Source organism: Diaphorobacter sp. MNS-0 (assembly GCF_019602835.1).
Lineage (GTDB): Bacteria > Pseudomonadota > Gammaproteobacteria > Burkholderiales > Burkholderiaceae_C > Diaphorobacter > Diaphorobacter nitroreducens.
On the sequence record NZ_CP080761.1, the window covers coordinates 2,247,383 to 2,261,269 of the forward strand.

General features: G+C 69.4%; 14 protein-coding genes and 1 riboswitch. Of the genes, 13 read left to right on the plus strand and 1 reads right to left on the minus strand.

Annotated elements, in window-relative coordinates; genetic code table 11:
- The first annotated feature begins 34 nt into the window (after nt 1-34).
- The 9 genes from mnmC to K2L43_RS10725 all read left to right on the plus strand — a co-directional run bounded on the left by mnmC (nt 35) and on the right by K2L43_RS10725 (nt 9,587).
- On the plus strand, nt 35-1,954 hold the full coding sequence (mnmC, locus tag K2L43_RS10685; protein ID WP_220637522.1) for an FAD-dependent 5-carboxymethylaminomethyl-2-thiouridine(34) oxidoreductase MnmC: 1,920 nt from the start codon (nt 35-37) through the stop codon (nt 1,952-1,954).
- Nucleotides 1,955-2,107: 153 nt separating this feature from the next.
- Nucleotides 2,108-3,895 carry a nitrite/sulfite reductase gene (locus tag K2L43_RS10690; RefSeq protein WP_011805059.1) on the plus strand — a complete coding sequence of 596 codons (1,788 nt, stop codon included), beginning with the start codon at nt 2,108-2,110 and terminating at the stop codon, nt 3,893-3,895.
- Nucleotides 3,896-3,920: 25 nt separating this feature from the next.
- Nucleotides 3,921-4,316 (plus strand): DUF934 domain-containing protein, encoded by a 396-nt coding sequence (locus K2L43_RS10695; RefSeq protein WP_011805058.1) that lies wholly within the window; start codon nt 3,921-3,923, stop codon nt 4,314-4,316.
- Nucleotides 4,313-4,954, plus strand: coding sequence for a phosphoadenosine phosphosulfate reductase family protein (locus K2L43_RS10700; RefSeq protein WP_011805057.1), 642 nt, complete (start codon nt 4,313-4,315; stop codon nt 4,952-4,954). The genes K2L43_RS10695 and K2L43_RS10700 overlap by 4 nt, the downstream gene beginning before the upstream one ends.
- 61 nt (nt 4,955-5,015) lie before the next feature.
- Nucleotides 5,016-5,948, plus strand: a complete 933-nt coding sequence (gene cysD, locus K2L43_RS10705) for a sulfate adenylyltransferase subunit CysD (RefSeq protein ID WP_011805056.1) — start codon at nt 5,016-5,018, stop codon at nt 5,946-5,948.
- Entirely contained in the window at nt 5,948-7,336 is a 1,389-nt protein-coding gene (locus K2L43_RS10710; RefSeq protein ID WP_220637523.1) for a sulfate adenylyltransferase subunit 1, read from the plus strand. The genes cysD and K2L43_RS10710 overlap by 1 nt, the downstream gene beginning before the upstream one ends.
- Before the next feature lie 102 nt (nt 7,337-7,438).
- Nucleotides 7,439-7,762 carry a ferredoxin FdxA gene (gene fdxA, locus K2L43_RS10715; protein WP_047351321.1) on the plus strand — a complete coding sequence of 108 codons (324 nt, stop codon included), beginning with the start codon at nt 7,439-7,441 and terminating at the stop codon, nt 7,760-7,762.
- A gap of 24 nt (nt 7,763-7,786) precedes the next feature.
- Nucleotides 7,787-8,851, plus strand: coding sequence for an NAD(P)/FAD-dependent oxidoreductase (locus K2L43_RS10720; protein WP_220637524.1), 1,065 nt, complete (start codon nt 7,787-7,789; stop codon nt 8,849-8,851).
- A 337-nt stretch (nt 8,852-9,188) separates the two neighbouring features.
- On the plus strand, nt 9,189-9,587 hold the full coding sequence (locus tag K2L43_RS10725; RefSeq protein ID WP_255580597.1) for an SH3 domain-containing protein: 399 nt from the start codon (nt 9,189-9,191) through the stop codon (nt 9,585-9,587).
- 67 nt (nt 9,588-9,654) lie between these two features.
- Here K2L43_RS10725 and thiD read toward each other — a convergent pair whose 3' ends face one another.
- A complete protein-coding gene (gene thiD / locus K2L43_RS10730; protein ID WP_047351324.1) occupies nt 9,655-10,506 on the minus strand; it encodes a bifunctional hydroxymethylpyrimidine kinase/phosphomethylpyrimidine kinase in 852 nt (283 codons plus the stop codon).
- A gap of 109 nt (nt 10,507-10,615) precedes the next feature.
- Nucleotides 10,616-10,738, plus strand: a riboswitch (TPP riboswitch).
- 60 nt (nt 10,739-10,798) lie between these two features.
- On the opposite strand from thiD, the gene K2L43_RS10735 reads away from it, so the two are divergent.
- Genes K2L43_RS10735 through K2L43_RS10750 form a run of 4 tightly spaced genes read left to right on the plus strand, consistent with a single transcriptional unit; the run spans nt 10,799 to nt 13,873 of the window.
- The gene (locus K2L43_RS10735; RefSeq protein WP_047351325.1) at nt 10,799-11,923 is read left to right on the plus strand and encodes an FAD-dependent oxidoreductase; all 1,125 of its coding nucleotides are present in this window, start codon (nt 10,799-10,801) and stop codon (nt 11,921-11,923) included.
- Nucleotides 11,920-12,117: a sulfur carrier protein ThiS gene (gene thiS / locus K2L43_RS10740; protein WP_220637526.1), complete on the plus strand. Its 198-nt coding sequence runs from the start codon at nt 11,920-11,922 to the stop codon at nt 12,115-12,117. The genes K2L43_RS10735 and thiS overlap by 4 nt, the downstream gene beginning before the upstream one ends.
- 11 nt (nt 12,118-12,128) lie before the next feature.
- Nucleotides 12,129-12,941, plus strand: coding sequence for a thiazole synthase (locus K2L43_RS10745; protein WP_196995468.1), 813 nt, complete (start codon nt 12,129-12,131; stop codon nt 12,939-12,941).
- A 2-nt stretch (nt 12,942-12,943) separates the two neighbouring features.
- Entirely contained in the window at nt 12,944-13,873 is a 930-nt protein-coding gene (locus K2L43_RS10750; protein ID WP_220637527.1) for a thiamine phosphate synthase, read from the plus strand.
- Nucleotides 13,874-13,887: the final 14 nt, after the last annotated feature.

Consider the following 13,887-nt stretch of genomic DNA (forward strand, 5'->3'; position numbering starts at 1 on the left):
CTGTTTCTGTAATCTTTTCGCGCCACCCAACACCATGTCCGAACCGATTGAATGGCTGGAAGACGGCACGCCCTACAGCCCGCGCTTCTCAGACCGGTACCACAGCGAGCAAGGCGGCCTGGAACAAGCCCGCGGCACATTTCTCGCCGGCTGCGGCCTGCCCCAGGCCTGGCAGAACCAGCCGCAGTGGCGCGTGCTGGAAACCGGCTTCGGCCTGGGCCTGAATTTCCTCGCGACCTGGGCCGCCTGGCGCGCCGACCCCCACCGGCCACAGCGGCTGCACTTCGTGTCTTGCGAGGCCTGGCCCGTGAGCGCGGCCGATCTGCTGCGCGCCGCGCCCATCGATTCCACACTGCAATCGCTGGCCCAGCAGTTGGCGGCGCAGTACTGGGGCTTGCTGCCGGGCGTGCACCGGCTCTCGTTCGACGGCGGGCAGGTGCTGCTCACGCTGTACATCGGTGACGCGCAAGCCCTGCTGAGGCAGCAGCAGCCCACGGCGGATTCGGTGTACCTGGACGGCTTCGACCCCCAGCACAACCCGCAAATGTGGGACATCCACACCCTCAAGGCCGTGGCGCGCTGCTGCCTTCGCGGCACCCGCCTGGCGACGTGGACGGTGGCGCGCGGCGTGCGGGACGGGCTGGTGCAGTGCGGCTTCGAGGTGCAGAAGGTGCCAGGTGTCCGCCCCAAGCGCGACAACCTGCAGGCCACCTACGCGCCCCGCTGGGAGCCACGCGCCGGCCAGCCCGTGCTGCCAGACGCCACGGTGGCCGCCCCGGCCCGCTGCCTGGTGGTGGGCGCAGGACTGGCGGGCGCCGCCGTGGCGGCCAGCCTGGCGCACCGTGGCTGGCAGGTCCAGGTGCTGGACCGGGCCGATCACCCTGCCGCCGGTGCATCCGGCCTGCCGGCGGGGGTGTTCGCGCCCAATGTCTCGCAGGACGACAACCTGATCTCACGCCTGTCGCGCGCGGGGGTACGCACCACGCTGAATATGCTGGCGCAGCTTCCCGCCGAGACGCGCGGCACCGACTGGAGCGCGTGCGGCACGCTGGAGCACCGTGTGGACGGCACCACAGGATTGGCCTGGAGCGACGGGCCTGGCCTGGACTGGAGTCGCCCCGCAACACCCGCACAACTGCAGGCCAACGGCTTATCGGCAGACACGGTGGCCTGCTGGCACGAGCACGCGGGCTGGGTACGCCCGCCCCAGCTCATCGCCCACCTGCTGAACGACCCGGCCATCCACTGGCGCGGCAGCGCGGCGGTGGCGGAGTTGCGCCGCACCACCGTCGACGGCCAGCCCCTCTGGCAGGCACTGGACGCCGAAGGGCGCGTCCTGGCCGAGGCGGAACTTGCCGTGGTCTGCGCCGGGCACCACACCGGCCCGCTCACGCACGCGCATTGGCCCATGAATCCGCTGCGCGGCCAGTTGGCCTGGGGCCTGCATGCCCAGGCCCCCGCGGGCGCCCCCTGGCCGCCCCAGCCGGTCAATGGCAACGGCAACCTGGTGCCCCGTGTGCCGCTGCAGGGTGGCGCAGGCTGGGTGCTGGGCTCCACGTTCGAGCGCCTGAAGACCGCCCTGCCCCCCAGCCCTGACGACCACGCCAAGGGCTTGGCCACCAATCAGGCCAAACTGCACGCGCTGCTGCCCCCCCTGGGCGTTGCCATGGACGCCGCCTTCACCCAGGCCGCCACCGCGCCGGACGGCCCCGTGCGCACCTGGGCGGCGGTGCGCTGCGGTGCGCTGGACCGCCGCCCCATCGTGGGGCCGGTGGACCCGGTGCGCCAGCCCGGCCTGTGGCTGTGCACTGCCATGGGCGCGCGCGGGCTCACGCTGTCATTGCTGTGCGGCGAACTGATCGCCGCGCGGCTGCACAGTGAGCCCCTGCCGCTGGACGCCCCTCTGGCGCGCGCGTTGAGCAGCGAGCGCTGGCTAGGATATGAGCCACAGTGAGCCGACACGCATTTCATATACAAATAACGGAATATATGAAGCATTAAAAAATAGTTTGTCTTTATAAGACAGACTTTTAAAGTGCGCCCATCGATGCTGCGGGCGCCATTCGGGGCCCGGCGGCACCTGTGTTGAAACGCCCACGGCCCTGCCATGTACCAGTACACCGAATTCGACCGCCAGTTCGTCCACCTGCGCGCCCAGCAATTCCGCGATCAGCTCGAACGCTGGCAGCGCGGCGAGTTGACCGACGAGCAACTGCTGCCCCTGCGGCTGCAAAACGGCTGGTACATCCAGCGCTACGCGCCCATGGCCCGCATCGCCGTGCCCTATGGCGATATCAATAGCACCCAGCTGCGCATGCTGGCCCACATCGCCCGCGAATACGACCGCCCCACGCCCGAACTGCTGGCCCATGCCCAGGCCACGCAGGACCAGCTGCAGGCCGCCCAGCCGGGCCTGACACTGGCCGCGCCCCCGCTGCGCTACGGCTACGGCCACTTCACCACGCGCACCAACGTGCAGTTCAACTGGATTCCCATCACCCGCGCGGCCGACGTGATGGACCTGCTGGCCAGCGTGCACATGCACGGCATCCAGACCAGCGGCAACGACATCCGCAACATCACCTGCGAGGCCTACGCCGGCATCGCCGAGGACGAGATCGTGGACACCCGGCCGTTCGCCGAGATCACGCGCCAGTGGAGCTCGCTGCACCCCGAGTTCACCTACCTGCCGCGCAAGTTCAAGATCGCCTTCAACGGCGCCGCGGAAGACCGTGCCGCCACCGGCTGGTATGACATCGGCCTGCAGGCGCTGAAGAACGCGGCCGGCGAGGTGGGCTTTGCCGTCAAGGTGGGCGGCGGCATGGGGCGCACGCCCGTCATCGGCACCGTGGTGCGTGAATTTCTGCCGTGGGACCAGCTGCTGAACTACATCGAAGCCATCGTGCGCGTGTACAACAGCTACGGCCGCCGCGACAACAAGTGGAAGGCGCGCATCAAGATCCTGGTCAAGAGCGAAGGCCAGCAGTTCATCGACGCGGTGGAGGCCGAATACCGCGCCATCCTGGAGCAGGACGGCGCCCCCCACACCATCACCCAGGCCGAGCTGGACCGCGTGACCGGCCATTTCGTCGTGCCACCGCTGCGGCCCGCCGGCCGGCCGCATGGCGTGAACACCTCCGGCCAGCTGTACCAGCGCTGGCTGCAGCAGAACGTGCGCGGCCACCGCATGGCGGGGCTGAAGGCGGTGACACTGTCGTTCAAGCGCGTGGGCTTTGCGCCCGGCGATGCCGACGGCGACACGCTGGACGCCCTGGCCCAACTGGCCGACCAGTTCAGCGCCGGCGAGGCGCGCCTGACGCACGAGCAGAACCTGCTGCTGCCCTGGGTGCACGAAGCCGACCTGCCCGCGCTGTACGAGGCCGCGCGCAAGCTGGGCCTGGCGCAGCCCAACATCGGCCTGCTGACGGACATGATCGCCTGCCCGGGCGGCGACTTCTGCTCGCTGGCCAACGCGCGTTCGCTGCCCATCGCCGCGGCCATCACCGAGCGCTACCAGGACCTGGACGAGCTGTTCGACATCGGCCCCATCGACCTGCACATGAGCGGCTGCATCAACAGCTGCGGCCACCACCACAGCGGCCACATCGGCATCCTGGGCGTGGACAAGGACGGCAAGGAGTGGTACCAGATCACGCTGGGCGGCTCCGACGGCACGCAGCTGTCCGGCCCGGCCATCGGCGGCAAGGTGGTCGGCCCGTCGTTCTCGGCCGCCGAAGTGCCCGACGTGATCGAGGCGCTGCTGGACACCTACCGCGCGCTGCGCAAGGGCAACGAGCTGTTCATCGACACCCTGCGCCGCGTGGGCCAGGACCCCTTCAAGGCCGCCGCCAATGGTGCGCGCCACCCCAAGGCGGCTGAAGAGGCCGTGGCCTGACCCCACTCAAAAGACCTTGAATACTATGAAAATCATAGCTGCTGGCGCTTTATCCCTGGGCGCTGACGACCTCAAAACCCTGCAGATCGCCAACGATGCCGACCTGGCCGCGCTGGCCGCCGAAGGCGCGCTGGAGGGCGTGCAGCGCATCGAGCTGCAGTTCCCCAAGTTCACCGACGGCCGCGCCTACAGCCAGGCCCTGCTGCTGCGCCGCCGCTACCGCTTTGCGGGCGACATCCGCGCCACGGGCGACGTGCTGATCGACCAGCTGGTGCACATGCACCGCAGCGGCTTCAGCAGCGCGGTGCTGGCGCCCGGCGTGGACCCGGCCGCGGCCGAACGCCAGTTCGCGCGCTATGCCGCCTTCTACCAGGGCGACGTTCTGGAGCCGCGCCCGCTGTTCGCCCGGGAGGCCGCATGAGCACCGCCACGGCAGTCAGCGCCGCCGAACTTGCCCGCGTCAACGCCGAGCACGGCCACGATGCCGCCGCGCTGGTGGCCTGGGCGCTGGGCCTGGGCCAGACGCCCATCGTCACCACCAATTTCCGCCCGTTCGAGGCCGTGATCCTGCACCTGGTCACCCGCGTGCAGCCGGGCGTGCCTGTGGTCTGGATGGACAACGGCTACAACACCGAGGCCACCTACCGCTTTGCCGACGCGGTGACGAAGCAGCTGGGGCTCAACCTGAAGATCTACCTGCCGCGCCGCTCGCGCGCCCACCGCGAGGCCGTGGAAGGCCCGACGCCCGCCCTGGACGACCCGCGCCACGCCGCGTTCACCGAAGAGGTGAAGCTCGAACCCTTCGCCCGCGCCCTGCGCGAAACGGCACCCCGGGTGTGGTTCACCGCGCTGCGCGCCACCGACACCGCCGTGCGCGCGCAGATGGACCCCGTGAGCATCAACCCCGACGGCCTGATCAAGGTCGCGCCGCTATTGCACTGGTCGTCCAAACAGCTGCACGAGTACTGTCAACAGCACGGCCTGCCCAACAACTTTGACTACGTGGACCCCACCAAGGGCGAAGACAACCGCGAATGCGGCCTGCACCTGGCCCACTAAAAACGATAGCTGCCTGCGCTTGCCCCACAAGCGCTGGAGCCAGATTTGACTGGAACATCGAATGAACGCCCGTGTTGACTCCCAAGTGCTCAACCAGCTCAGCAACCGCCACCTGGACGCGCTAGAAGAAGAAACCATCTTCATCCTGCGCGAGGTGGCCGCGGCCTTCGAGCGCCCCGCCCTGCTGTTCTCGGGCGGCAAGGACTCGCTGGTCATGCTCAAGTGCGCCGAGAAGGCCTTCGGCGCGGGCCGCATTCCCTACCCGCTGCTGATGATCGACACGGGGCACAACTTCCCCGAGGTGACCGACTTCCGCGACTTCCGCGCCAAGGAGCTGGGCGCCGAACTCATCGTGCGCAGCGTCGAGGATTCGATGGCGCGCGGCACCGTGCGCCTGGCCCACCCCGGCGAATCGCGCAACGTGCACCAGTCCGTCACGCTGCTCGAAGCGATTGAGGAGTTCCGTTTCGACGCCTTGATCGGCGGTGCGCGCCGGGACGAGGAGAAGGCGCGCGCCAAGGAGCGCATCTTTTCCCACCGCGACAGCTTCGGCCAGTGGCAGCCCAAGGCGCAGCGCCCCGAACTGTGGACGCTGTTCAACACGCGCCTGGCCCCCGGCGAGCATTTCCGCGTCTTTCCCATCAGCAACTGGACCGAGCTGGACGTGTGGCAGTACATCGAGCGCGAGCAGGTCGCCCTGCCATCGCTGTACTACGCCCACCCGCGCGAAGTGGTGGAGCGCCGCGGCCTGCTGGTTCCCGTCACGCCGCTCACGCCCCCGAAGGACGGCGAAGCGGTGCAGACGCGCACCGTGCGCTTTCGCACCGTGGGCGACATCACCTGCACCTGCCCGGTGGAAAGCCCGGCCGCCACGGCAGGCGAAATCGTGATCGAGACCCTGGCCGCCGAGGTCAGCGAGCGCGGCGCCACGCGCATGGACGACAAGACCAGCGACGCCTCGATGGAAAAGCGCAAGAAAGACGGGTATTTCTGATGACCACCGCCACTATCAATTCAATAGCTTCCAGCGCACAACCAGAAAGCGCTAGCGGCACAAATGATCACATTTCCGCGCTGCGCTTCATCACCTGCGGCAGCGTGGACGATGGCAAGAGCACGCTGATCGGCCGCCTGCTGGTGGACAGCCGCGCCGTGCTGCAGGACCACCTGGCCGGGGTGCAGCGCGGCGGAGAGACCGACCTGGCGCTGCTGACCGACGGCCTCAGTGCCGAGCGCGAGCAGGGCATCACCATCGACGTGGCCTACCGCTACTTCGCCACCGAGGCGCGCAAGTTCATCATCGGCGACGCGCCCGGCCACGAGCAGTACACGCGCAACATGGTCACCGCCGCCTCCCAGGCCGACGCCGCCGTAGTGCTGGTGGACGCCACCAAGCTCGACTGGCAGAACCCGCAACTCACGCTGCTGCCGCAAACGCGCCGCCACAGCCTGCTGGTGCACCTGCTGCGCGTGCATTCGCTGGTGTTTGCCGTGAACAAGCTCGACGCCGTGGCCGACCCACAGCTCGCCTACCGTCACATCCGTGCCGCGCTGGAGCAGTTCGCCCGGCACGCGGGCATCGCGGTGGCGGGCGTGGTGCCGGTGTCGGCGCTCAAGGGCTGGAACGTGGTAGAGGCCAAGCCCGGCTGGTGCGACTACGCGGGCCCGAGCCTGCTGCAGATCCTGGAGCGGCTGCCCAACACCCCGCCCGACGCCGGCCTGCCCCTGGCCTTCCCGGTGCAGTGGGTGGAGAAATTTTCTTCCTCGTCCGACACTTCGCAGGGGCGCCGCGTGTTCTGGGGCCGGGTGGGCTCGGGCCGCGTGCAGCCGGGTGCGCAGGTCGCCATCTTCCCCAGCGGACAGCTGGCGCAGGTGGCGCAGGTGCTGGACCATGCGCGCCGCGCCACCGGCGTGGCCGCGGGCCAGAGCGCGGGCATCACCCTCGACCGCGAGGTGGACGTCTCGCGCGGCGACTGGATCGTGGCTGCGCCCGCACCCGCTGCCGCTGCCGAGGACGACTTCGACACCCCCGCCGCCGTGCCCGCATGGCCCGGCCAGCGCGAGATCACCGCCACCGTCGCGTGGATGGACGACGAGCCGCTGGTGGCGGGCCGCGTGTACTGGGCGCTGCACGGCCACCGCTGGGTCAAGGTCAAGGTGCGCCGCGTGGTCCACCGCCTGGACATCAACACCCTGGCCGAGGAAGACGCCACCCAGCTGGAGCCCAATGCCATCGGCCATGTGGAGCTGCTGCTGCAGGAACCCCTGCCCGCGGCGCCGTTCGCGCGCAGCCGCGTGCTCGGTTCGCTCATCCTGGTCGACACCGCCAGCCACAAGACGGCGGGCGCCGTGCTGGTGAACGCACCGGCCCCAAAAGCTTGATCAACGTTAAGGTTTCCGCGCCTCAGGCATGGTTGGCTGGCCTGCTGAGGCGGCGGTCGGCCTAAAATCGCGGGCTAACCCCATACCAGAACACAACTACTCATGACTCACGTCGTCACCGAAAACTGCATCAAGTGCAAATACACCGATTGCGTGGATGTGTGCCCCGTGGACTGCTTCCGCGAAGGTCCCAACTTCCTCGTGATCGACCCCGACGAGTGCATCGACTGCGCCGTGTGCATCCCCGAATGCCCGGCCAACGCCATCTTTGCCGAGGAAGACCTGCCCAGCGACCAGCTGGCCTTCATCAAGATCAACGCCGAGCTGACGCCCAAGTTCAAGAGCATCACCAAGCGCAAGGCACCGCTGCCCGACGCTGACGACTGGAACGGCAAGCCCGGCAAGCTGGACCTGCTGGAGCGCTGACTCCCGCGCTCCCGCCACGCCCGCATGCACCCATCCCCCAGCAGCCCGACGCCCCAGGCCGCGGACGCCGTGGTGATCGGCGCCGGGCCGGTGGGGCTCTTCCAGGTCTTCCAGCTCGGGCTGCAGGGCATCGCGGCGCACCTGGTTGATGCGCTGCCCCATGTGGGCGGCCAGTGCGCCGAGCTGTATCCCGACAAACCCATCTACGACATTCCCGGCATCCCTGTGTGCACGGGCCAGGGGCTCGTGGAACTGCTGCAGCGGCAGATCGCCCCTTTCTCCCCCACGCTGCACTTGGGCCAGCAGGTCCACACGCTGGCCGCGCAGGCCGACGGACGTATTCTGCTCACCACCACCGCCGGCACCGCGCTGCTGGCGCGCAGCGTCTTCATCGCCGCGGGCGTGGGCGCCTTCGTGCCGCGCGCCATCAAGGCCGAGGGGGTGGAGGCGCTGGCCCCCGGCCAGTTGCTCTACCACCCTGACGCCGCTACGGCTACCCGTGCCGCGACCGGCAAGCGCGTGGTGGTACATGGCGGCGACGAGGCGGCCGTGCAGGCGGCGCTGGACTGCGTGGACGCTGCCGCGCAGGTGCTGCTGCTGCACCGGCGCGATGCCTTCCAGGCCGCGCCCGCGCTGCTGGCGCAACTGCAGGCACTGCGCGAGGCGGGCCGCATCCAGGTCGTGATCGGCCAGATCACGGGCGTGGAGACCGCGCCCGACGGCACCCTGCAGGCGCTGGCCCTGCTGGACCCGCAAGGCGAGCCACAGCGCCAGCCGCTGGACCTGTTGCTGGCCTACCTGGGCATCTCTCCGCGCCTAGGGCCCATCGCCGACTGGGGCCTGGCGATGGACCGCAAGCAGCTGACCGTGGACACGGCCACTTTCGCCACCAGCGTCCCCGGCATCTACGCCGTCGGCGACATCAACACCTACCCCGGCAAGCGCAAGCTGATCCTGTGCGGCTTCCACGAAGCCACCCTCGCCGCCTTCGCCGAGGCCGAACGGCAGGCGGGCCACAAGCTGCCCCTGGAATACACCACCAGCAGCGAACGGCTGCAAGTCCGGCTGGGCGTCGCCCCGGCCCGCTGACCTGCGGCGACGGCGCGGCGCGCCCTGCGGCAATGCGCCGGGCGCTATTGAAGCAGGAGCTTGCAGCGCGCGTTCCGCCTTGTTTCCAAATAGAAAAATGTCTAAGAATGGCTTGTAGAGTGCGCTGCTAGCTCTATTTTTCATAGCAATTGACGTTTCGGCCATCGGTTCGCGCCTGAAACGGCCGGAACTTCGCACGCGGGCGGCCCTCCACCTGGGGGTTGTCATCCCTCAGTTCCAACTCCAAGGAGATCACCCCGTGCCCTTCGCACTGCCCCTGCCGCATCGCATCCTATCCAAAGCCCTGGCCGCCGCCGCGCTGGCCCTGCCCCTGCTCATGCCCGCCGGCGTGCAGGCGCGCGAGTTCGTCAGCATCAAGGGCAATGCGGTCAACGTGCGCGAGAAACCCAGCACCCGCTCGGCGACGCTGTGGGAGCTGGGCCGGGGCTATCCGCTGCAGGTGCAGCAGCGCAAGGGCCGTTGGCTCCAAGTGCGGGATTTCGAGGAGCCGCTCGGCTGGGTGTACGCGCCGCTGACCAGCAAGGCGCCGCACCGCGTGGTGACGGCACGCGTCGCCAACCTGCGCGCCGGCCCCGGCCAGCAGCACAAGACCGTGGGCAAGCTGCAGCAGCATGAGGTGGTGCGCAGCCTGGGCCAGTCGGGTAGCTGGGCCCGGGTGCAGCGCGAAGACGGGCAAAAGGGCTGGGTGGCCCGGCGCCTGACCTGGGGCTGGTGATATTTCGGGTGCCGCGGCGGTGTGGGCCTGTGGCGCGCGCGGTGCCCGGCGCTCCCTCAGCCGCCCGTTACTCGATCACACGCTGCGCCACCGGCGCATAGCCATGGTTGAGCGGCCCGTGGCCGTGGCCGGTGCGCACATCGGCCCCGGCAGCGATCGCGCCCAGAATGTACTGGCGAGCCAACCGCACCGCCTGCGCCAGCGGCTGGCCCAATGCGAGGTGCGCAGCGATCGCCGACGACAAGGTGCAGCCCGTGCCGTGGCCGTTGTGCGTGACGATGCGCGCAGCTTCCAGGCGGTGGCGCTCGTCGCCAGGCAGGGCCAGCACATCCACCACCCGGTCGCCCGGCAGATGCCCGCCCTTGAGCAGCACCGCGCGCGCGCCCAGCGCCAGCAGGTCGGTGGCGGCCGCGTCCAGCGCGCTTTCGTCGGCAATGGCGCGGCCCAGCAGCCAGCCGGCCTCGTCCAGGTTGGGGGTGACCACGGCGGCCAGCGGGAACAGCGCGCGCACCAGCGTTCCCACGGTTTCCTCGGCAATCAGCCGGTCGCCGCTGGTGGCGACCATCACCGGGTCCAGCACCACGTTGGGCAAGCCATGGCGAAGAATCGCGTCGGCCACCACCTGCACCACCTCGGGCGAATGCAGCATGCCGATCTTCACCGCGTCCACGCCGATGTCCTCGACCACGGCGTCGATCTGTGCGCGCAGCATCTCGGGCGGAATGCCGTGGATGCCCGTCACGCCGCGCGTGTTCTGCGCGGTGATGGCGGTGATCGCGGTCATGCCGTAGCAGCCCAGGGCGCTGAAGGTCTTCAGGTCGGCCTGAATGCCCGCGCCGCCGCCGCTGTCCGAGCCCGCGATGGTCAACACGCGCGCATAGCGCCGGCCACCGCCGGGCGTCTGTGTCTCTTGGTTCATGGCAAAAATTATCGGCCAAGCCGCAGCGCATTCAACGCAGCCGCGGCAACGCCAGAGCCTGCGCCACGTCAACAACAGGGGCACCACCCCTGTGCTGTAATGCCGGCCACGGACGAAACAGGGGTGTCCCCGCCGCACTAAGAACGTGTTGACGAAAGCGGCAGGCGACTGAGAAATACCCTAAGCACCCGATCCAGGTCATGCTGGCGTGGGGAGTTTCAACAGCATCGGCGCGCCGCGCGCTCCCGTTTTGTCCTTTGGTTGTTTGGCCTGGCCTTTCATCACGGACACGATGCACACTTTCCCCACCCTTCGCTCCTCCTCCCGCGTCACCATCCTGGGCGCGGGCCTCATGGGCCGCCTGCTGGCCGTCGAACTCGCCCGCCAGGGCCACGCCGTTGAGGTGCACGAGGCCGGCACCCGTGCCGCCGAAGGCGCCGCAGCCTACGTGGCCGCCGCCATGGTGGCCCCCCTGGCCGAATCCATCGTGGCCGAGCCCGGCGTGGTGCGCATGGGCGTGCACTCGCTGGCGCGCTGGCCCGAGCTGCTGGCACCGCTGGCCGCACCGGTGTACTTCCAACATGACGGCACGCTGATCCTGTGGCACCGCCAGGACGCACCCGAAGCCGCGCGCATGCGCCTGAAGTTCGAGCAGACCCAAGGCCTGGTGCCCGGGCTGCCGCGCATGCAGGCGCTGGACAGCGCTGGCGTGGCTGCACTGGAGCCCACGGCCGCACAGCGCTTCCACCAGGGCCTGTACCTGCCCGGCGAGGGCCAATTGGACAACCGCCAGGCCCTGGCCGCGCTGGCCGCCACCATGGACCAGTTGGGCGTGGTCACGCATTGGGGCAGCGCGCGCCAGCCGGCCGACTTCACTCCCGGCCAGGCCGGCCAGCCCGACTGGGTGCTGGACTGCCGGGGCCTGGGCGCGCGTGCGCAATGGCCGCAACTGCGCGGGCTGCGCGGCGAGGTGGTACGCCTGCACGCGCCCGACGTGACGCTGCAGCGCCCCACGCGCATCGTGCATCCCCGCTACCCGATCTACATCGCACCGAAGGAGAACCACCTGTTCGTCATCGGCGCTACCGAGATCGAATCCGACGACATGTCGCCCGCCAGCGTGCGCTCCACGCTGGAGCTGCTGAGCGCCGCCTACGCCGTGCACCCGGGCTTTGCCGAGGCGCGTATCCTGGAGATCTCCACCCACTGCCGCCCCACCCTGCCCGACAACCTGCCCGCCGTGCGCGTAGTTCAGGATCGCGTGCTGGAGGTCAACGGTCTGTACCGCCACGGCTTCATGATCGCACCGGCCATGCTCGATGTGGTCATGCAGGTGCTGAACACGGGACAATCCGAGCTCGCCCCTGGATTCGACCTCTCGCTGCAGCTCGACCGCGAAGCTGCGCTGCACACATGAACGTATTCATCAACCAAAACGCCGTGCAACTGCCCGATGGCGCTACCGTCGCCGACGCCGTGGCCCACCTGGCCCCCCAGCCCCCGTTTGCCGTGGCCGTGAACCTGCAGTTCGTGCCCAGTGCCCGCTATGCCTCGCACGCCCTGCAGTCCGGCGACCAGATCGAAATCATTGCGCCGGTCACCGGCGGTTGAAACCATTGCTCATGAACAGTCCTACATCCTCCCCCGACACGCTGGTGCTCTACGGCCAGGCGTTCCAGAGCCGCCTGCTGCTGGGCACCGCGCGCTACCCGTCTCCCGCCGTGCTGGAGGCCGCCGTGCAGCGCGCGCGGCCCGCGATGCTCACCGCATCGCTGCGCCGCCAGGGCAGCAACCCGGCCGAATCCGGCAGCAGCTTCTGGGAACTGCTCAAGCGCCTGCAGGTGCCGGTGCTGCCCAACACCGCCGGCTGCCATAGCCTGCAGGAAGCCATCACCACCGCCCATATGGCGCGTGAAGTCTTCGACACCCCCTGGATCAAGCTGGAGCTGATCGGCGACGACTACACGCTGCAGCCCGATACGCTGAACCTGGTGCAGGCAGCCGAGCAACTGGTCCGCGAAGGCTTCTACGTGCTGCCCTACTGCACTGAAGACCTGGTGCTGTGCCAGCGCCTGGTGGACGTGGGCTGCCAGGCCGTCATGCCGTGGGCGGCGCCCATCGGCACGGGCCGCGGCCCGGTGAATCCCTATGGCCTGCAACTGCTGCGCGAGCGCCTGGACGTGCCGCTGCTTGTGGACGCCGGCCTCGGCCTGCCGTCCCACGCCTGCCAGGTGATGGAATGGGGTTACGACGGCGTACTGCTCAACACGGCCGTGGCCCTGGCGACCGACCCCGTGCAAATGGCCGGCGCCTTTGCCGATGCCGTGGCCGCAGGCCGCGCCGCCCGCATGGCCGGCGCGATGACACCGCAGGAGGCGGCGCAACCCAGCACGCCCGTGCTGGGCACGCCGTTCTGGCACCACGCGCAGGACTGAGCATGCCGCAAGCCGCCGCGCCATTGCCTTCCGCAGCCGCCATGGAGCAAGCCATCCGCCAGCACCATGCGTCGGCGTTTGCGGACTTCCCGCCGCAGCCGATGCCGGCGACAACCGTGGAAGACCCCGTGTACCGCGCAGCCCTTGCGGCCTGCAGCGCCCTGGGTTTCATCGCCCATGACGCAGACTGCCTGGCCCGCGCCTGGGCTGCGCAGACGCGGCGCACCGGCCGCTTCGACCCGGCGCAGTGGCCCGACGAGCCGGCAGACTTCGGACTGCAGCCGCGCCCCCATGCGCACCCCTTTGCAGCCTGCCCGCAGAACCTGGGTCTCTACGCCGTATTGCCCGATGCCCAATGGGTGGGCCGCATGGCGCAGGCCGGCGTGCCGACGGTGCAGCTGCGCTTCAAAAGTGACGACCCTGCGGCCATCACGCGCGAGGTACGCGCCGCAGTGCAGGCCGTGCAAGGCACCGCTTCGCTGCTGTTCATCAACGACCATTGGCGCCAGGCCATCGCGGCCGGGGCCTATGGCGTGCACCTGGGCCAGGAGGATCTGGATGCGCTGAGCCCCGAAGAGCTGCGCACGCTGCGCGGGTCCGGGGTGCGCCTGGGCGTAAGCACGCATGGCTACGCCGAGATGGTGCGCGCCGACGCGGCCAGCCCCAGCTACATCGCCATGGGCGCGGTGTTCCCCACCACGCTCAAGAAAATGGCCACAGTGCCCCAGGGCGTGGCGCGGCTGGCGGGCTATGCCCGGCTGATGCGCGGCTATCCGCTGGTTGCCATCGGCGGCATTGGCCTGGCCCAGTTCCCGCAAGTGCTGGCCACCGGAGTGGGGTCGATTGCCGTGGTGCGCGCCGTGGTGGCGGCCGATCAGCCGGAAGCCGCTGCGGCGCAGCTCATGCGGGCCATCGACGCCGGCAGGCGATAGCCCCGTCCGCGCAC

Coding starts and splice junctions, on each gene's coding strand:
- mnmC (WP_220637522.1), top strand. CDS start 35: ATGTCCGAACCGATTGAATGGCTGGAAGACGGCACGCCCTACAGCCCG.
- K2L43_RS10725 (WP_255580597.1), top strand. CDS start 9,189: ATGCCCGCCGGCGTGCAGGCGCGCGAGTTCGTCAGCATCAAGGGCAAT.
- K2L43_RS10710 (WP_220637523.1), top strand. CDS start 5,948: ATGACCACCGCCACTATCAATTCAATAGCTTCCAGCGCACAACCAGAA.
- K2L43_RS10695 (WP_011805058.1), top strand. CDS start 3,921: ATGAAAATCATAGCTGCTGGCGCTTTATCCCTGGGCGCTGACGACCTC.
- K2L43_RS10750 (WP_220637527.1), top strand. CDS start 12,944: ATGCCGCAAGCCGCCGCGCCATTGCCTTCCGCAGCCGCCATGGAGCAA.
- fdxA (WP_047351321.1), top strand. CDS start 7,439: ATGACTCACGTCGTCACCGAAAACTGCATCAAGTGCAAATACACCGAT.
- K2L43_RS10745 (WP_196995468.1), top strand. CDS start 12,129: ATGAACAGTCCTACATCCTCCCCCGACACGCTGGTGCTCTACGGCCAG.
- K2L43_RS10700 (WP_011805057.1), top strand. CDS start 4,313: ATGAGCACCGCCACGGCAGTCAGCGCCGCCGAACTTGCCCGCGTCAAC.
- thiS (WP_220637526.1), top strand. CDS start 11,920: ATGAACGTATTCATCAACCAAAACGCCGTGCAACTGCCCGATGGCGCT.
- cysD (WP_011805056.1), top strand. CDS start 5,016: ATGAACGCCCGTGTTGACTCCCAAGTGCTCAACCAGCTCAGCAACCGC.
- thiD (WP_047351324.1), bottom strand. CDS start 10,506: ATGAACCAAGAGACACAGACGCCCGGCGGTGGCCGGCGCTATGCGCGC.
- K2L43_RS10690 (WP_011805059.1), top strand. CDS start 2,108: ATGTACCAGTACACCGAATTCGACCGCCAGTTCGTCCACCTGCGCGCC.
- K2L43_RS10735 (WP_047351325.1), top strand. CDS start 10,799: ATGCACACTTTCCCCACCCTTCGCTCCTCCTCCCGCGTCACCATCCTG.
- K2L43_RS10720 (WP_220637524.1), top strand. CDS start 7,787: ATGCACCCATCCCCCAGCAGCCCGACGCCCCAGGCCGCGGACGCCGTG.